The 18,223-nt window shown below is 50.3% G+C and carries 18 protein-coding genes; 11 read left to right on the plus strand and 7 right to left on the minus strand.

Annotated elements, in window-relative coordinates; all coding sequences use genetic code 11:
* The 4 genes from hscA to thiC all read left to right on the plus strand — a co-directional run bounded on the left by hscA (window position 1) and on the right by thiC (window position 4,530).
* The gene (hscA, locus tag L0156_05620; protein ID MCI0602474.1) at window positions 1-1,896 is read left to right on the plus strand and encodes a Fe-S protein assembly chaperone HscA; all 1,896 of its coding nucleotides are present in this window, start codon (window positions 1-3) and stop codon (window positions 1,894-1,896) included.
* Between the two features lie 47 nt (window positions 1,897-1,943).
* On the plus strand, window positions 1,944-2,144 hold the full coding sequence (iscX, locus tag L0156_05625) for a Fe-S cluster assembly protein IscX (GenBank protein ID MCI0602475.1): 201 nt from the start codon (window positions 1,944-1,946) through the stop codon (window positions 2,142-2,144).
* A 96-nt stretch (window positions 2,145-2,240) separates the two neighbouring features.
* Window positions 2,241-3,218 carry a GTP 3',8-cyclase MoaA gene (moaA, locus tag L0156_05630; protein ID MCI0602476.1) on the plus strand — a complete coding sequence of 326 codons (978 nt, stop codon included), beginning with the start codon at window positions 2,241-2,243 and terminating at the stop codon, window positions 3,216-3,218.
* Window position 3,219: 1 nt separating this feature from the next.
* Entirely contained in the window at window positions 3,220-4,530 is a 1,311-nt protein-coding gene (thiC, locus tag L0156_05635; GenBank protein ID MCI0602477.1) for a phosphomethylpyrimidine synthase ThiC, read from the plus strand.
* 108 nt (window positions 4,531-4,638) lie between these two features.
* Here the strand turns inward: thiC and L0156_05640 are convergent, their stop codons facing one another.
* Entirely contained in the window at window positions 4,639-5,250 is a 612-nt protein-coding gene (locus L0156_05640) for a hypothetical protein (protein ID MCI0602478.1), read from the minus strand.
* A 219-nt stretch (window positions 5,251-5,469) separates the two neighbouring features.
* On the opposite strand from L0156_05640, the gene L0156_05645 reads away from it, so the two are divergent.
* A complete protein-coding gene (locus L0156_05645; GenBank protein ID MCI0602479.1) occupies window positions 5,470-6,210 on the plus strand; it encodes a hypothetical protein in 741 nt (246 codons plus the stop codon).
* A gap of 11 nt (window positions 6,211-6,221) precedes the next feature.
* On the opposite strand, the gene L0156_05650 is transcribed toward L0156_05645, so the two are convergent.
* Complete coding sequence (locus L0156_05650) at window positions 6,222-6,695, minus strand: DUF1801 domain-containing protein (GenBank protein MCI0602480.1); 474 nt, start codon at window positions 6,693-6,695, stop codon at window positions 6,222-6,224.
* Window positions 6,696-6,756: 61 nt separating this feature from the next.
* On the opposite strand from L0156_05650, the gene L0156_05655 reads away from it, so the two are divergent.
* Entirely contained in the window at window positions 6,757-7,029 is a 273-nt protein-coding gene (locus L0156_05655) for a DUF3303 domain-containing protein (protein MCI0602481.1), read from the plus strand.
* A 16-nt stretch (window positions 7,030-7,045) separates the two neighbouring features.
* Window positions 7,046-7,858: a methyltransferase domain-containing protein gene (locus L0156_05660; protein ID MCI0602482.1), complete on the plus strand. Its 813-nt coding sequence runs from the start codon at window positions 7,046-7,048 to the stop codon at window positions 7,856-7,858.
* 75 nt (window positions 7,859-7,933) lie between these two features.
* On the opposite strand, the gene L0156_05665 is transcribed toward L0156_05660, so the two are convergent.
* Window positions 7,934-10,195, minus strand: coding sequence for a tetratricopeptide repeat protein (locus L0156_05665; GenBank protein ID MCI0602483.1), 2,262 nt, complete (start codon window positions 10,193-10,195; stop codon window positions 7,934-7,936).
* A gap of 16 nt (window positions 10,196-10,211) precedes the next feature.
* Between L0156_05665 and L0156_05670 the strand changes: the two genes are divergently transcribed.
* The 4 genes from L0156_05670 (at window position 10,212) to L0156_05685 (ending at window position 13,218) form a co-directional block, all read left to right on the plus strand.
* A complete protein-coding gene (locus L0156_05670) occupies window positions 10,212-10,802 on the plus strand; it encodes a hypothetical protein (protein MCI0602484.1) in 591 nt (196 codons plus the stop codon).
* A 2-nt stretch (window positions 10,803-10,804) separates the two neighbouring features.
* Window positions 10,805-12,520 carry a hypothetical protein gene (locus L0156_05675; GenBank protein ID MCI0602485.1) on the plus strand — a complete coding sequence of 572 codons (1,716 nt, stop codon included), beginning with the start codon at window positions 10,805-10,807 and terminating at the stop codon, window positions 12,518-12,520.
* Window positions 12,521-12,598: 78 nt separating this feature from the next.
* Complete coding sequence (locus L0156_05680; protein ID MCI0602486.1) at window positions 12,599-12,826, plus strand: hypothetical protein; 228 nt, start codon at window positions 12,599-12,601, stop codon at window positions 12,824-12,826.
* Window positions 12,826-13,218 carry a type II toxin-antitoxin system VapC family toxin gene (locus L0156_05685; protein ID MCI0602487.1) on the plus strand — a complete coding sequence of 131 codons (393 nt, stop codon included), beginning with the start codon at window positions 12,826-12,828 and terminating at the stop codon, window positions 13,216-13,218. Before L0156_05680 ends, L0156_05685 begins: the two co-directional genes overlap by 1 nt.
* Window positions 13,219-13,248: 30 nt before the next feature.
* On the opposite strand, the gene L0156_05690 is transcribed toward L0156_05685, so the two are convergent.
* The 4 genes from L0156_05690 to L0156_05705 form a co-directional block, all read right to left on the minus strand.
* Window positions 13,249-14,640, minus strand: a complete 1,392-nt coding sequence (locus tag L0156_05690) for a glycoside hydrolase (protein MCI0602488.1) — start codon at window positions 14,638-14,640, stop codon at window positions 13,249-13,251.
* A 56-nt stretch (window positions 14,641-14,696) separates the two neighbouring features.
* Window positions 14,697-15,815: a saccharopine dehydrogenase NADP-binding domain-containing protein gene (locus L0156_05695; protein MCI0602489.1), complete on the minus strand. Its 1,119-nt coding sequence runs from the start codon at window positions 15,813-15,815 to the stop codon at window positions 14,697-14,699.
* A gap of 57 nt (window positions 15,816-15,872) precedes the next feature.
* Window positions 15,873-17,243, minus strand: a complete 1,371-nt coding sequence (locus tag L0156_05700; GenBank protein ID MCI0602490.1) for a putrescine aminotransferase — start codon at window positions 17,241-17,243, stop codon at window positions 15,873-15,875.
* Window positions 17,244-17,344: 101 nt separating this feature from the next.
* Window positions 17,345-18,223, minus strand: an 879-nt coding sequence (locus L0156_05705) for an aminotransferase class III-fold pyridoxal phosphate-dependent enzyme (GenBank protein ID MCI0602491.1), incomplete at its 5' end; no start/stop codon positions are given.

The following is an 18,223-nucleotide window of genomic DNA, read 5'->3' on the forward strand; positions in this document are numbered from 1 at the left end:
ATGGGGATTGAAATTGGAATTGGCTCGGCGGCAGCGGACCGGCCGCTGGCAATAGGAATTGATCTGGGCACTACTAATAGCTTAGTCGCTTATATAAAGGAAGGGGCGCCGGTGATCATACCGGGCCCGAATGGCAATGGACTTGTTCCGTCTGTTGTGTCATTTCAGCCGGAAAATCTTTTTGTGGGCGCTGCAGCCAAACGTTTTCTGCTCACTGAATCCCGGCGGACCGTTTATTCCGTCAAACGGTTGATGGGAAAAGGGATTGATGATTTGCAACAGGAGCTTCATCTTTTGCCATATGAAGTCAGCGGTCATGGCAAGGAAATCGTCAAAATCCGGGTCAACAATCGGGAGTACACGCCACCCGAAATTTCCGCGATGATACTGAAGGAGCTGAAGTTTCTGGCCGAGAAAGAGTTAAAACGAAGCGTAGTGCAGGCAGTTGTCACAGTGCCCGCCTATTTTAATGATGCTCAACGACAGGCCACAAAGGATGCTGGAAAACTTGCCGGTTTAGAGATTCTTCGGATCTTGAATGAGCCCACTGCAGCCGCACTCGCGTACGGTCTGGACAAGATCACGGAAGGTATGATTGCCATCTACGATTTTGGGGGAGGCACGTTTGATATTTCCATTCTCAAAGTGAAGGATGGCGTTTTCCAGGTTCTCGCGACCAACGGAGACACTCATCTGGGCGGAGACGACATTGATTACCGGCTCTCAGAATTCCTGATCGATATGATCCGGAAATTCGGATGGCGGGAGGAAATGGACACCAACTTGATCCAAACGATTCGCGATGCGGCCGAACGCGCAAAAGTGGAACTTTCAGATAAAGAAGAAACCGTTATCCGGATTCCTGTGGGTGAAAAAGGTGAACAAACATTCGAATTTGCCCTGACCCGCATAGATTTCGAAATGCTTATTAGCGATATCATTGAGCGCACGCTGCGTCCCTGCAAAAAGGCAATGGCGGACGCGGGGCTTGAGCCTTCTGAAATCAACGAAGTCGTTCTTGTCGGTGGTAGCACTCGGATGCCAGTCGTACGGAGAAGCGTTCAGAAATTATTCGAACGCGTTCCGCGTTGCGAGCTTAATCCGGATGAGGTGGTGGCTCTTGGTGCCGCAGTTCAAGCGGATATCCTTGCCGGAACTTCGAGCCAGGAAATGTTGTTGCTTGATGTAACTCCACTCTCTCTGGGCATAGAAACCTACGGCGGAGGAATGGCAAAACTGATCGAGCGAAATTCAACCATTCCGACTTCCGCAACAGAATATTTCACAACATTTGTGGATGGACAAACGGCCATCGATGTCCATGTGTTGCAAGGAGACCGGGAACTTGCAAAGGATAATCGCAGCCTGGCGCGATTTGAGCTAAAAGGGATCGACCCGATGCCTGCCGGTTTGCCCCGGATTGAAGTGATGTTCATGATCGATGCAAACGGCATTCTCAATGTCTCCGCTCGTGACATGCGAACGGGCAAACTGCAATCGATCGAGGTAAAGCCAACCTATGGCCTTACAGATGAGGAAGTGGAGAAAATGCTGCTGGATTCGCTGGAATCAGCCGAGTCCGATTTTGCGGCGCGAATGGTCATCGATGCCCGAAATGACGCGGATTTCGTCCTCCGCGCCACAAACAAGGCGATGAGGCGGGCGGATGAATTCTTGAGTTTGCAGGAAAAAGAGGATGCATTGAAAGCCAAAACGGAGTTGGAAGAGGCGTACAAGTCGTCCGATCATTCGTTGATTCGCCAGAGAATTGAACAGCTGGATCAAGCCACGCTGCGTCTGGCTCAGGGCATCATGGATACAACCATCGCTAATGCCCTGCGCGATAAGACTCTGGACGAATTAGAAGAGGAAGCGGAAAAGACATCTCATAAATAACATATACTTAAGATCTTGGCGCCCTGGCGTCTTGGCGGTTATGAATAATGAAGATAGGTTGGCAGGATTCTGAAGAAATAGCGATCCAACTAGCGGAGAAATATCCGGATCTGGATCCACTCACGTTACGGTTCACCGACTTGCACCGAATGGTAGTGGAACTTCAGGATTTCGAAGGTGATCCAAAAGCATCCAATGAAGGGATTCTGGAAGCAATCCAAATGGCCTGGTTGGACGAACGAACTTAGGAATTTTGAACAGAAGGACGCGAAGGACGCAAAGGATAAAGAATATTAAGTCTTCGCGATCTTTGCAAGCTTCTGTTCAAAAAATTTGATTGAATCATGTTGATAGACAAGTTCGGTAGACAGGCGACTGATTTACGAATCAGTGTGACGGATCGATGTAATTACCGGTGCGTCTATTGCATGCCTGCTGAAGTTCAGTGGCTTCCCAAACCGCAAATTCTCACTTTTGAAGAGCTGGAGCATCTGGTCACTCTTTTTGCACGAGAAGGCGTCACGAAACTGCGTTTGACCGGTGGCGAGCCCCTTGTCAGACGGGATCTGCCTCTGCTGGCCGAGAGACTCAATAAAATTGAAGGGATCCAGGAAATTTCAATCACCACCAACGGTTTCTATCTCAAGGAATACGCGCGAGCATTAAAAGCCGCAGGGATTCAACGGTTGAACGTCAGTCTAGACTCACTCAGGCCGGATCGCTTCGAAAAAATTACGAGAAGCAACTCTTTCCATCGCGTTATGGAGGGGATAGCAGAAGCAAAAGCTGCCGGCTTCGATCCGATAAAAGTGAATTGCGTTCCGATTCGTGGTTTCAATGATGATGAAATCCTGGACTTTCTAGAATGGGGCGCGGAACAAAAACTGCAGATCCGTTTTATCGAATTCATGCCGCTGGATGGAGATCATAACTGGAAACGCGAAAATGTTTTGACCGAAGCTGAAATTCTGGAGCGTGTTAAGCAGGAGAAATCTGTTGTACACCAATCTCATTCCAAACCAGCGCCGGCAATGCTTTTCGAGTATTCCGATCGTTCCGGAGAATTCGGTGTGATTCCCTCTGTGACGAAACCTTTTTGCGCTGATTGCTCCCGCATCAGACTCACTGCTGATGGAAAGTTCCGGAATTGTCTTTTTGCTCTACAGGAAACGGATCTTTTAGGGCCATTACGTCGTGGAGTTCCGGATAACGAAATCAAAGATCTCATTCGAAATGCGGTTTATCATAAATGGGCGGGGCACAAAATCAACGATCCGGATTTTGAACAGCCGGCGCGCGCCATGTACGCAATTGGAGGTTAGTATGCCAACGCAACTGACAAAAGCAAAAGAAGGAATCATTACCGATGAAATGAGAATGGTGGCCGAGGATGAAGGCCTGCAGCCGGAATTCGTTCGTGATGGTGTGTCGGCCGGAACGATCGTAATCCCTAAAAACATCAACCATCATTTCCGTCCGCGCGGTATTGGCAAAGGCTTGAAGACGAAAGTGAATGCGAACATCGGTCACTCATCCGATCATCAGGATGATGCGGAGGAGCTCAAGAAGCTGCAAGTTGTGGTGGATACTCTGGCTGACGCGGTGATGGACTTAAGCACCGGTGATCATCTGGATGAGATGCGAATTCAAATGATTCAAAACTCTCCACTGATGTTGGGTACGGTTCCTATTTATGCAGTGGCACGCGGTGCCAGCATCATCAAGTGGACCCCCGATGAGCTGTTCGCAGAAATCGAAAAGCAGGGTCAGCAGGGCGTAGATTACATCACCGTGCATTGTGGCGTCACGCGCGAATCCGTTTCGCGTCTGGAAGATTGCCCGCGTGTCGAAGGAATTGTGAGCCGCGGTGGATCGATTCATGCGCATTGGATTCGATTTAATCAACAGGAGAATCCGCTTTATGAACAGTTTGACCGGTTGCTGGAAATATGCCTGAAGTACGACATGACGCTGAGTCTGGGGGACGGTCTTCGTCCGGGAGCGATCGAAGATGCAACCGATCGGCCTCAACTACAAGAACTCATCATCATCGGACAGTTGCAGAGGCGAGCGCATCAAGCGGGTGTGCAGGCTATGATTGAGGGTCCTGGACATGTTCCACTCGATCAAATTGCGGAAAACATGAGGATTGAAAAGAAGCTTTGTAGCGGTGCGCCTTTCTATGTTTTGGGTCCGCTTCCCATCGATATTGGCGCAGGCTATGACCACATCGTCGGAGCTATTGGAGGCGCGGTTGCGTCGGCTTCCGGTGCGGACATGCTCTGCTATGTGACTCCGGCGGAACACCTGCGTTTGCCAACAATAGAGGATGTTCGGGACGGAATCATAGCCTTTAAGATTGCGGCATCCTGTGGAGACATTTCGAAAGGAGTGAATGGCGCTCGGGAACGCAATTTTGAAATGTCACGTGCTAGAAAACTTTTGGATTGGGAAGGGATGTACAGGTTGGCTCTGTATGGAGACAAAGCCAGGCAGATGCGTAAAGACAGTGAGGATTATGAATCCTCAGTTTGCACGATGTGCGGTACTCTGTGCGCCGTGAATATTGATAATGCTACGATTCGGCAAACGGGACGAACCGAATTGTTGCAAATTGGCAGCATCATCAGTTAGTTTTCTTTAACATTCCAGAAGGCCCGGCCGAATCTTCAAGTGTTCCAGGTAATGTTACTCACTTGGCTCATGATCCCGAATACTTCCCCCCTGTGTGTGAGATGCTGTTTACCGGGCCGATCCGCAGTTAAGAGCAGCGAAAGCCTTTTGGGCATTAGCGACGCAAATCGTGCAACCGGACGCTGAGCCAAGTGTTGCATTGACAAGAATCGCATTGCACTGCTGAACCGTGCTTCTGGGAGTGGCACCCGGCGTTCCGGACAAATTAGCGACTGTGTTATCAATCTCCTTTTCCAGTTGAGAGATTTGCGCGAGAAAATTCTTCAACACAGCGTTTTCTCCGCCGAGTCGCGCAATCGAAGGGTTGAAAAAAGGTCCTGGATCGATTGCAGAGTCGAATGCGGCTGAATCGACACTTTCTCCCGCGATCGCTGCTAGCGCTTGTTCCACTGCACGTTTCGCATCAGGAAGGCGCCTCTTTACATCCGTAGCCGTCGTTTGTAATGCTGTGATTTGCTGCGGAGTTAGACGGATACCCGAAATTCTTGTAAAATCCGTTATCTGCTGGCCAAACGCGGCAATCACCAGCGCAAATTGATCTACCGGATTTGCACTCGTCAATAGCTTCCGTGACAATTCCGGGGCTAGGGCTGCAAAAACCTGAAACGAAAACGCAAACATGAGAACTAACGCCAATGCCTGAAACCGTTTCTTCTTCATGACAACCTCCTTGCAACAATATTGCTGGTGTGTCACATGGGGACAGCGGAAAAAGTTCAAGCCTCAGAAAGTAAGCGTATAAAGTCCCCTAGATTAGCCTCATTAAAGACCCAAAACAGGTTACCGTGTAAAAGCTTGTAGATTGGCGCACTTTTCTATGTTTTAGGACTTCCGATTAAGAGCGGCGCAGGTTATGATCACAGTCTCTGCGGTGAAAATATGAAGGTTTTGCGAGGGGAAAAACAGCAGGAGTATATTCTCGAGTTTTCCAGCGAGGAGGAATTTGAGAATTTTCTGCAGCAAACAGATCAGGAAGGAGAGTTTCTGATTCCAGAGTCGAGAATTCCAAAAGACGCGGTCTTTCGGGCGACGGCAACCGGCAGCCTCCGGTCGCGGCGAATCAAACCACTGAAAATTGTCAATGAAGGGGATGAGTCCCGCGCGATCATAATGGAAAAGACGGAAAAGGCAGAAGCACCGCCGCCGTCGCAGGAGCCGGCCGAATCTTCAGAGGAAAAACGGGAGCTTGCAAAAACCGTTGCGGAACAGATCCGCGCCATGACAGTTACCGAAAAATCGATGCTTGCGATGAGGGCGAATCTTGCAGAGCGGCGCGTGCTGATGCAAGATACGAATCCAAAGATCCAGGAATTCCTTTTGCGCAATCCTCGATTAACCGAACCGGAGCTTGCATTCCTTGCGAAGAATCCAATGTCCGCAATTCCCACGATTTTGACGATTATTCAACACAAAGAGTGGATGGGTACGGATGCGATTCGTCAGGGGATACTGACAAATCCCAAAACTCCACCGCAATACATTATGGATAAGATTCCTACACTCTCCGCGGGTGATCTCATCAAAATGCATCACGCCAAAAATTTGCGGGAAGACATCCGTGATGCTGTGGATCGACAAATGAAAAAACGGGGTATCCGCGTTCGTAAGATCGATTTTTGACCGCTGCAGCGCTACCTGCTCTTTTTTGACTTTCTCTTCACGGGTGAAATGGACTTTGTAATTGTTGCGCCCTGCATCAACTGACTTTTGTCTTTCACTTTTGCTAGTGAATTGCTGTATGCCTCTTTTATGAGTTTCTTGATGTATGTCTTTGGGAAATCCTTTTGGTTTTTGACCAGGATGTACCGGTACTGATTGCCCTGTCCCAACAGTAGTTTGTCGGGATCAGCAATTTCTGAGCCCCAGTAAAAACCAAAATGAACATTGTTGCTGCTTCTACCAACAGCAACGGAACAAAATGTGTGTCCAACCCTGTCCGTCGGCGACCATCCAAATGCAAGAGCGTTGTAATTGTCATAGATAAGTTCATTTGCATGGGGATACAGATCCCAAACAAATTCGCGTAGCCACAAGGAGATTTCTTGAATGTCCTTGTCAAATGGTTTCAGAAACTTTAAAAGGTCCTTTTTTTGTTCCTTGCTCATACTCTCTGCGCGGGCACTTATTATATACTCATCGATAGTTATCAAGGAGAGAAAGAAACGTTTGCTCTACATGATTATCGAACGATTTAAAACACCAGGCGCCATCGACGTTTACCGTCGGGCGAAGGATCAGGGCCGACTGATGCCCCAGGGGCTGGAGTATGTTTCTAGTTGGGTAGATTTTCATTTCACTCGATGTTTTCAACTCATGAAAACGGAAGATGAGAAGCTTCTGGATCAATGGATAAGCAACTGGACAGATCTTGTAGATTTTGAGATTATCCCCGTACAGACATCGGCTGAGGCAATGGACGCGATTAAATCGCGCATATGATTCTTGTGAGGTTGTTATGAGTGAACCTACGTTGCAAGCTCAAATCGATGGCGCGAAAGCGTATGAGACCCTAATGGTCCCAGCCCTCTTTGGTCAATGGGCGCCGATGGTCGTAAACATGGCGCAAATCCAACCTGGTCAACGAGTGTTGGACGTAGCATGCGGCACGGGAGTGTTAGCGCGGGAAGTCGCATCGCGAACAGGACCAGCCGGATACGTCGCCGGGCTGGATCCCACACCTGGAATGTTGGCGGTGGCCAAAGATCTTGCGCCTGCGGTCGACTGGCGGCAAGGTGCGGCCGAATCGATGCCCTTCCCGGATCAGTCTTTCGAAGTAGTGGTCAGCCAATTTGGGTTGATGTTTTTCATGGACCGCCCCCAGGCAATCCAGGAAATGCTCCGCGTGCTCGTTCCGGGAGGCCGTTTGGTCGTCGTGGTTTGGGACGCGCTCGACAATATACCAGCGTATGCCGCCGTGGTGACGCTTCTTGAACGGTGCGCTGGCACGCGGGCGGCTGATGCCTTACGTGCTCCATTCGTTCTTGGAGATCGGCAAAATCTTGCAGCGCTGTTTAAGGATGCTGGCGCTACTTCACTGAATATCACAACTCATCAGGGCACAGCCCAGTTTCCCGGCATTCGAGTGATGGTTGAAGCCGACCTCAGGGGATGGCTACCAGTGATGGGAGTGTTCCTGACCGAAGATGAAATTGGTCGCACTTTGCAAGAAGCTGAGCATGTTCTCCGCACTTACGTTACAGCCGAGGGCCGCGTCACTTTTGCGATACCAGCACATTTCGTGACGGCAACGAAGTCATCAACAAAGTAGTGCGGGCGTCCCGCCTGCAAAAGTAAGTGGACGAGACGTTCTCGCGACACAGACGAGACGTCCGCGCTACTTTGCTCAAGAAACGCGCAAGAGAAGAAAAAAACCTCCGGGAGTTTGGATGGGGGCGCTAAACTGTCCCGCCTTCAAAACAGACAGAGTTTTGGCGATTGCCGGGTCAATTTCAGAGGGACTCAATTCCAGAACCGGTTGTTGGGAGCGCGCGGAAGGATGAATGGAATAGTTTTGCGCCAGAACTTCCCATTTTTCTCCTTTTTGAAGCTTTTTGTAAATTACATCCGCGACTGCTTTTGTTTTCGTTTGAATCATTTGAAAACGCAGTAGGCCTGTTGCGCTCATTTTTGATTTTGCCAGCTCCAGATTTCGGAGATACGCCTCATTTCCAGGCGCGAGCCCTGCAGCCTTTTGAAATTCTTTGATCGAGTCATTGAGTCTGTTTGTGGCTCCATAGAGCATTCCGAGCTGATTATGCGCTTCTGAATCCTGTGGATCCCTCGCAACAATCTCAAGAAACTGCTGCATGGCAGCATCCGTGCGGCCAGTGTTCCTGTAGATGGCACCCAGCCGGAATCGCGATTCGAGATCGTCCGGGTGTTCCTTCAGCTCCTGAAGTAGGATTTTTTCCGCTGCGGGATAGTTCTTTTGTTTCTGATAAAACCAAGCAAGGGGCTGAACCAGTAAAGGACTATTCGGGGATACTGTCAGCCCTGCCAGTAATGCCTTTTCTGCTTCCTGTACTTTCCCTTGCGCTTCCCATGCTTCAGACAAGTCCTTGTAAGCTGTCAGGAAGTGGGGGAGCTTCCGCAGCGCCAGTTCCAGTTCCGTACGAGCTTTGTCGTACGATTTTAATCGTAGATAAGACCGGCCCAGATAGTAGTGAACTTCAAAGCTCGGAATGTTTCGTTTCCGAAGCGTCTCGAACTTTTCTGCAGCAATGCTGTAACGTTCTGCTTGAAAGGCCTCGATTCCTTCGCGGATGAGCTGATTGAACAGTCGGAAATCGGCGATCTTTTCTTTCGGGTCCTCAATTTTACCCGCCGGAGCCTGTTGCGTGGTTGGAACGCCGGCATATCCGAGACTTGCCAGTTTTTCCAGCGTTTCCGGATCGAGATCTTGCATCGATCCGGTCGACTGTGCCGGTTTGAGGGCTCCGGAATCGTGAAGGCGTTTTCGGAGGTCGCGGACTGGAGTTGCATCTTTGCTGTAAAGATTACGCGCTTCGGAAGGATCCCGCTGAAGGTCGTATAACTCCGGACGGGGCGCTTCGATGTATTTCCATTTCGACGACCGGATTCCAAGAAGGCGGCTCCAGCCAAAATGCAGCCAGGGCGTGAATGTTTCACAATAAGAATAAAGATCCGGCTCTGGTGTAGCGTTTGTGGAGAGCCACGGTTTTAAAGAAGTCCCCGAGATTTTTTTCGGCGCTGGAATGTTGAGGAGATCGAGAATGGTTGGAAAAAGATCAACGAGTCTGGTCTGGAATTCTATCTGTTTCGCTGCCGGCAACTTACCGGGCCATCGAATCAAGAGTGGAACGTGCAGCGTCGAATCGTAAATAAAAAAGGAGTGCGCATTTTCACCGTGGTCTCCCAGGCTTTCTCCGTGATCTGATGTCACAATCAGCAACGTATTCGGGCGAAGCAGTTTGAGTATCTTACCGACGATCGAATCGGAATAAGCCACTTCGCCATCGTACGGTCGTCCGGAGAAACGGTTTGCATAAGGATCCGGTGGCTCGTAAGGGAAGTGCGGATCGTAGAGATGAATCCATGCGAAGTAGGGTTTTGATTTTACGCCGGATTGCCAATCGGCAAATTCGTCGTAAATCTCACTGCCCGTTTTCTCAAGATTGAGCGCGAATTGTCCTGGCTGTTTTTGCGCATCAAACTTATCGGCGAAGAGATCGAACCCGCGCTGCAATCCGGATTGCGAATTCACAACAAAGGAAGCGACAAATGCTCCCGTGGCATACCCGTTGTTCCGAAGGAGTTCCGCCAGTACCGGAATTTTAGGATCGAGAGAGGGCGCAACGTTATCGTGAACGTTGTGCTCAAACGGATAGAGGCCGGTAAACATGCTTGTGTGCGAGGGGCGCGTCAAAGGCACATGGGAGATCGCATTTTTGAAAAGGATTCCTTCTTTGGCCAGCCGGTCCATTGCCGGCGTTTCTGCTTTGGTATATCCGTAGCAACCCACGCGGTCCGCCCGCAGAGTGTCGATCGTAATCAAGACGACATCGGATTGCGAAGCCGCGATGCCTGCAGAGGGGAGCACACAACAGAGCAGATAAAATATGGTACGGACACGAATGAACATCATCGTATAGTATAGCTAGATGATTCGACAGAGCACGTTACTTTTTGTTCTGTTCATGAATTGCAGTGTTGCAATTGCCGGATGGCACGTCGAAGGAAGTGTCGGCTTCGTTCATAATTTTTCAACGGAGCTAAAAATAGATGCTCTCGCCACCGACGCCGATTATGAAACGAGGTCCTTTGAACGGCCACTTTACTATTCGGTCCGGGTTGGTTCAGCCACTTGGGATGTTGAGTTGATTCATCAGAAGATCTATCTGAAGAACCCGGAAGGCGAGGTCCAGGCCTTTTCGATTTCGCATGGCTACAATCTTATCCTTTTGAATTACGCCCGGCGAATTGACGATTTCATTATTCGCGTGGGTGCAGGCGCAGTTCTGGCGCATCCGGAAATACGATTCCGTGAGAACTTCTTTGAGCCCGGTTACAATTTGACGGGACCTGCGTTTCAAGCATCCGTGCAAAAAAAGTTTCCTATTTCCGAAAGATTGTTTCTCAGCGCAGAAGGAAAGTTCACCGCAGCGCGCGCGCACTTTACAATCAACGAAATGAAAGTCAGCGCTCCGAATATTGCCCTGCATGCTTTATTTGGTTTCGGTCTGCAGCTGTGAAGATGAAACCAAAGCCGAAACAGGAAAGCGACCAGCCGCAGGTGGAGATTTCGTGCCCGCATTGTGGTGGCGTATCCCAATGGGATCTGCTGCAAACATTGAATCAGTGCACCTACTGCGGCTCTGTTCTGTCCTGGCCTAATCCGGAAGGAGAGCCCGATTATCTGGTTGCAGAAACGACCATCCACAAAGAAGCGGATCTGATTGAAGTGGTCGCGATGTACGATGCGATGCGCGAGGCGAGCCGCCGCAGAGGAAACATGAGACCGGGCAAGGGCGATTACGATCCGGAGATCTATTTTGACCTGGGGGCAGGGTTTACCGATACGGATATCTATGAAATCAAGCGGGAACGAATTCATCTGTTCCGGCTGTTAAAGTCTTTCCCGGTCTATGTTCCGTATCAGCTGATTTGCAGTCTCTTGAGTTTTCATGTGTTGGGACGAATCACAGGAGAGCATAAAGTTTTTCAATCCCTCTTTTTCTTATCAGAAGAAATCTTGCCTGGCTACACTGAGGAATGGAATTTTCGGGACAAAGGATTGCAAATCTCGAAACAGCGGTTGAAACCACTTTCTTCAGAGAAATGGAAGGGTACATTTCTCGCGACCGGCGCCATCACCAAAGAGATCGAGAAACTCACGCGGCAGTGGACGAGCCAGAGGAAAATATTTGAATCGGAAATTCAGCCGATCTGTTTTCAGGGGAAGGCAATCGAATCGCACCGCTGGTGGGTTTACCGTCCCTATTATTTTTTGAATGCTCAAACTCCACAAGGCAATGAGTGGTTTTTGATCGATGGTCAATTTGGAACCATCGCGGGGACACCGACCTCGCTGGAGGTGAGCAACCTCACCCGTGGGGGATGGAAAAAGCTGGATCTGCACTCCGTAAGGACGTGCAATATTCAGGTGATTCCTTTTCGATGCCCGAACTGCGGCTGGGACGTAAAACTCAAGAAAGGCATCTATCAAATCTGCGACAACTGCACGCGAGTTCTGGAAGTGGATGAAGGGGGACTTCGAGTTGTGCCTTATGCGACGTTGCCTCCGGAGAATTTACCCTGGTGGCCGAAACATCACCGGGGGCCGAAAGCATGGTTGCCCTTCTGGCGAGTCGAGCCCTATGCGCTCTTTGAAAAGAAAAAATATGACGATCTGTCGAAAGTGATGAGTCTTCTGGTTCCGATGATCAAACAAACATCCGAACAAAAGCAGTTATATATTCCGGCTTTTGATTGCTGGCCGATTGCGAAATATGATCGCTGGGCATTTGAATTCGGTGCTCAGCTCAGTCAAATAAAGGAAAAACCGAATGAATCGATTCTCCATGAAATGTTGTCTCGAAACGATTTTCTGGTTCCACCGGTGGTTTCACGGGGATTGCTTCCATCGCTTTTCCCGCAGATAGTGCCCTACTTTGCGTCGAGCGCAATTCAGGCGCGACTGAGTACGCTTTTGATCAACCGATTGGGACAGATGCATATGCTGATCAAGGATCATCAACTCGTTTTTGTTCCAGCGCCGTTGCTGGACTCCCGAGGAACGGATACAAGGCTCCAAGGCCCTCGGCAAGCGATCGAGTGGTTGCCGTTAAAGGAAGGCAGATGGCCACCCATTTTGTTTCGCACCGTCCGCCGGTGGAAGGCTCTTGGTGGTAAGGAAGAAAAGCAAAAGACACTGACGTCCCGTTCAAAATGGTTCACGTTAACAAAGTAGCGCAGGCGTCTCGCCTACGTCCGAAAATCACTTTTTCGCTTGGTTGCATGTTTTGCACATGTTTCGTATGCTAAATGCATGTCAAGAATGGTTCAGCTACGAAATGTACCGGAAACGCTGCATCGCAAGCTAAAAGCACGCGCAGCTTTATCGGGCATGTCACTTTCGGACTATTTACTACTGGAACTCAGACGACTTACGGATTACCCGACTTATGATGAGTTGAAAGAACGCTTGAATGAAAGAAGGCCGGTCCAGCCCGGCGTTTCTCCGGCCGAAGCCGTTCGCCGTGAACGGGACCGGTGATGGTGGTCGTTGATGCTTCTGTGATTCTGGAATTGCTGCTCTCCACACCCTCTTCGATAGAAATTCAAAAGCGTCTGTTCAGTCAAAGGGAGACTTTGCATGCGCCTCACCTTTTGGATCTGGAGGTTGTGCAGGTACTTCGCCGTTACGTAGGTTCCAGGGATATGTCTTCCGATCGCGCTCGTGAAGCGCTGTCAGATTTTTTAGACATTCCGATTCGACGCTATCCTCATGATTTGTTTTTGGACCGCATTTGGGAACTGCGATCCAACATGACTGCCTATGATGCAGCGTACGTTGTGCTTGCGGAGTTGCTGGAGACACAACTGATTACGCGAGATAAAAAGCTCGCGGGTGCGGCGGGACATCGTGCACAAATAGAACTCATTTAACTTGCAGGCGAGACGCCTGCGCTACTTTGATTACTGGCCTCTGGTATACCAGGTACCGCCGGGACCTGTGTAGCTGTCTCCCTCGCCCCAGACGAAGTGATTGCGGCCGGCAGCATCCACAGCGATTTCCAGATAGTCTCCGTATGGAAATTTGTATCCGTTGGCGGTCTTATACGGAGCACCGGTGGCGAGGTCCGACAAGCGGATTGCCGAGCTCCATGTAGCGCCGCCGTTAGTGCTTCTGCGATACCACGAATTCCAGGATGTGGTTGCGCCGTTTCGGTCATCTTGCCAGATCAACCGAAAATCTCCCGCTGAGTTGCCTGCTGAAAGCGCGGGGAATCCATTGTTGACGGATGCGCCGGGATCAGAGACTTCCTGTCTTGCGCCCCATGTATTTCCGTCATCCGTAGAATAGCGTGTGTACATTCGCTGCGCGCCGCCCACACTGTTTCCTGCGTTGTAGGCGAGCACGACTCGTCCGGTGCTATCCACCGCAATGCCTGCCGATGGTCCGAGAAAACCAAAATAACAGCCGTCTGCCCAGGAGCAGTCCGGCATTTCGCGCGAAGTATCAACCTGGACATGTGTCCAAGAGGCGCCACCATTCGTGGATCGCAAAATGCCGATATGCGTGTCGCCTGTATAATCCTGGCTGTAATCGGCTGTCGCAAAATATACCGTGCCGTTCGGAGCCACCGCGCCGGCGCTGTGAAACCAGTAACGCGTGTCACTGCTTGTCTTGACATTCGCAGACCATGTCTGGCCAAAATTATGAGAGCTTGCGACATAGCTGTCGCTGGAATTGAACGCCGCGTATACATCCCGGCCATCGCGGGAGATTGCCAGGATCGGCCGGTCGGACCAGTTCGGCTTTTTGTTTTTTCCTGTGAACGCGAAAGGAGTGGACCAGTTTGCTCCACGATTTGTGGATTTCGTAAACTTAACGCCGGGATTGAAGGCGTCCAACCAGAGGACAAAAATAGCTCCATCAGTGGCGACTTCAATTTGAGGATCATTCTGCGCTTTCTTTGTTATCGCAAGAAATTTGTCCGCACCCCAGCTCACACCATTATTGCTCGAGCTCCGGAAAACAATCACCGGAAATGGGCAGCCATTGCAAGCTGCCGGACCGGAATATCGCGTCGTCAATTGATAAACGAAATTGGAGCTTGGATCAGCAGCCACAGCGGGCTCCCAATCGTCTTCGCCACTCCAAACCCGTTCTGAATCAAAGCCGGGCGCTGCGGCAGCTGAAGGCATAGCGGCAACGACTGTCTGCGCTTTATAAGATTTGCCGCTCCAGACTTTTTTCCTTTCTCCTTCCCCGGATTCGTTTCGCGGCGCATTGAGCACTAGAGCAACAAAGATGAGCAAAAACAGAATTGCACGACCGACCGTGATGAGCCGAGAATGCAGCATGTTTCCTCCTGTAGAAGTCCGCTTGTGGCTTATGATGTCACGAGGGAATTGAAGAGTCAACGCATTTCGAATCGAACATTAATCCCGCGGCGGGCAAGCTCGCTTAGAAATCTATCCGCCGGTACAGCGATTTCCGGACACAATACTCCGGGTGCGTTGATTTCACGCTTTGCCAGCATCTGACCGACAATCGACAAAGGAACTCCTGTATCCAGTGAGCCGGCTGCGATTTTCCATTCGGGATGCGGCAGGATAATCGATTCCGCCATTCCTGTCACAGGCTTGCCATTTTTTAGGCCCTTAGCATGGACACGAATCACATCACAATCTTTTGGCTCAGCATCAGGCGCCGGTTGTTTTGCAGTTAACGCGATCAACAATTCCCGTGGTGACACATCGCGCAGAATTTTCTCGCGCGATGCAAATCCAAGTTCTACCAGGAAACGGATCTTGTTGGTGAAATCTTCGGGGAAAGCAACTTTAAAGCTGGCTTCGCGAAGCGAAGGAAACGAACGCGGGAACATGGCGACTTCCGAATGGAGCGTGTAAATCGCCTGCATTTTTCCCACTGGAGCGGGAAAATGGATGGTCTCCTCCCCACTCATAGGAGGAACGGCAACAGCCTTGCCGGCTGTAAACACCATCGGTTCGAGTGCAAACTCATCCAGCACAGTATCCAGGGCATAAGGTACCGGTAAAGGGCCGGCGGCCGAGGCGTCGAAACAGCCGATACGCACGTGCAATTCATGGATTTCGTCCCATTTTCCTGCAAGGACTCCAGCCATAACATTGGTGATACCGGGAGTGGAACCCATGCCGAGAACTGCCGTCACTCGTTCTCTCCGAAAGGAATCGTCCAGGCCAAACTGTTTCAGCGAGCCGTGATACAGGCCACCCAGATCGGAATAGGGCACGTGCGCCTGAAGCGAAGCCTGCATGATGGGAACGTTGAAGTAGTAATTGACGCAATTGAGCACCACATCATGACCGGCTACTAATTGGTTAGTAGAAGTGATGTCGCGCACATCAATTGTAGTTGTTCTGATGCGGCCGTTCTGAAAATTCGGTTCCTTCAGATCCGCTGCGGTGATGCGAACATCAGGAACAAACTCCAGGAGATCACGGATTACAACGGAAGCCATCGCGCCCGCGGCGCCAAGTATCAGAACTCTCATAGCAATGTAGCGTGGATGTCCCGTATGCACAGTCGCAGACGAGACGTTCGCGCTACATCAATCTTCTTCAGGCTCAATCTTGTCTACAGTGCGGTCGATTTCCTTTAACGTTTCTTCCAAACGGTCCAGAATCTCGTCCATCAGTGGTTCGCCAATGTTCAACGCGGGTTCAAAGCGAACGACTCTTGAGTTTGTGAGCGTCCCCGCCACCAGGACGTTCCGTTTAAACAGGCCGGAAACAACCTTGTAGCCGATTTCGGTGTTCGGGAATTCCATGCCGAGCAGTAATCCCCTTCCACTCGCCTGTGTGATGAGTCGATCGTATCGCACCTGCAAAGCGATCAGCTCGCCAAGCAAGTACTTTCCTTTGCGGTGTGCCTGGCCGGGCAAGTCTTCTTCGAGCGTGACATTCACAGCCGCGATGCCTGCTGCGCATGCAAGTGGATTTCCTCCAAACGTGGAGGTATGAATGAAGGGATTATCCTCCAGCACCTGCCAGATTTTTGGTTTTGAAATGAAAGCGCTCAACGGCATCACACCGCCACCAAGAGCTTTCCCCATGCACAGAATGTCCGGAACCGTATCCCAGTGCTCGACGCCGAACATTTTTCCCGTGCGCCCCATTCCTGTTTGCACTTCATCCGCAATCAAAAGAGCACCGTATTCATCGCACGCTTTTCGGATGCGCGGCCAAAAATCATCGGGAGGGACGATCGCGCCTGCCTCCCCCTGGATCGGTTCCATAATAACAGCGGCAATTCCTTTGCCTGTCTGATCTGCCTTATACAATTCATCTTCTACTGCCTCGGCATCGCCGAATTCCACGAAATGAATTCCAGGCAGCAAAGGTAGGAACGGCTCGCGATACTCCCATTTGCCCATCAAGCTCAGGGCTCCGCAGCTCTTGCCGTGAAATCCGCGCAGAGAGCTGATGAAGTTCGTGCGCTGGGTTGCCACGCGAGCGAGTTTTAACGCCCCTTCTACCGCATCTGTTCCATTGTTGATGAAAAAGCAGTACTGCAGATCGCCCGGAGCAACTTCTCCAAGCAATTTAGCCAGCGCTCCGCGCAAAGGATCCAGCAATTCCTGACTGGACAGGGGCATCCGTTGCAGCTGATCAGCCACAGCTTTCAGGATTTTCGGATGCCGTATGCCCGCGCTGTAAATTCCATAACCACCAAGACAATCGATGAACTTGCGCCCCATGATGTCTTCAAAGTGGCAACCTTGCCCCATCCACTCCAGCGCCGGCTGTTCGCGCATCTCAATGACAGATTTCCGGTAATCCAGATAGCCACGATTGTAGTAGAAGGAAAAATTCTCGATGGTTTCGCTGATGATCTGTTCTTTCTCTTTATCGGAGAGGTTTCCATTCGAAATGATGTTTAACCATTTCTGGGATTCTAAAAGGACTTCTTTTTCGTTCATGATCTTTCTCCATTCAGGTTAGTGGCGCATTTTTGCGCCGAGTGTTTTGTAAAAGGAAGGCCCTTTACAAATCACCGGCCCAGAATGGAGGTAAGCTTTTTCTAAAAAGCATGATCGATCACATCCAATCCTTCATCTAGTTGTTCATCTGTGATGACGAGCGGCATGAGGGTGCGCAGACAATTTCCGTGCGTTCCTGCCGATAAAAGAATCAAACCGTTTTGATAACAGCGAGTCGTTACTTCTTGAACCTTCTCTTTGTCAGGTTCTTTCGTCTTCCGGTCTTTGACAATTTCGAGAGCCATCATCGCGCCGAGGCCTCGAACCTCTCCAATGGCGGAGTGTCGCTCATATAATTGCTCAAATCTCTTGCGAACAACTTCTCCGATTTTGTTTGCGCGTTCCGGTAGAACTTCTTTTTCCATGAACTGAATCGCAGCCAATGCAGCCGCGCAGCTCACGGGATTTCCCGAGAAGGTTCCACCAAGACCCCCAATCTGCGCGCTGTCCATGATTTCGCTTCGGCCGGTTACCGAACTCAGCGGCAGCCCACCGGCCATTGATTTTGCCAGGACGATCAAATCCGGTTCAACGCCGTAATGTTCGCACGCAAACATTTTGCCGGTGCGGCAGAACCCCGTTTGTATCTCATCAATGATGAGCAGAATATTGTTTTTTCGACAAATCCCGGCAAGCGCATCCACATATTCTCTGGGCGCTACAACAAATCCACCTTCTCCCAATACAAGCTCCAGTACCACGCAGGCAACGTTTTCCGCAGCAATATGACTGTTGAAGAACTCCTCAAGATTTTGTATCTGTTCGGAAATGTTTTGACGGTAAGAGTATGGATAGGGGAGCCTGTAAACTTCGGAAGCAAACGGACCAAAACCGAATTTGTATGGCTTTACTTTGCTGGTAAGGCTCATCGTCAGAAGGGTTCGTCCGTGAAAAGCGTGTTCGAAAACCACAACGGCCGG

This window comes from bacterium (genome assembly GCA_022616075.1).
Classification (GTDB): domain Bacteria; phylum Acidobacteriota; class HRBIN11; order JAKEFK01; family JAKEFK01; genus JAKEFK01.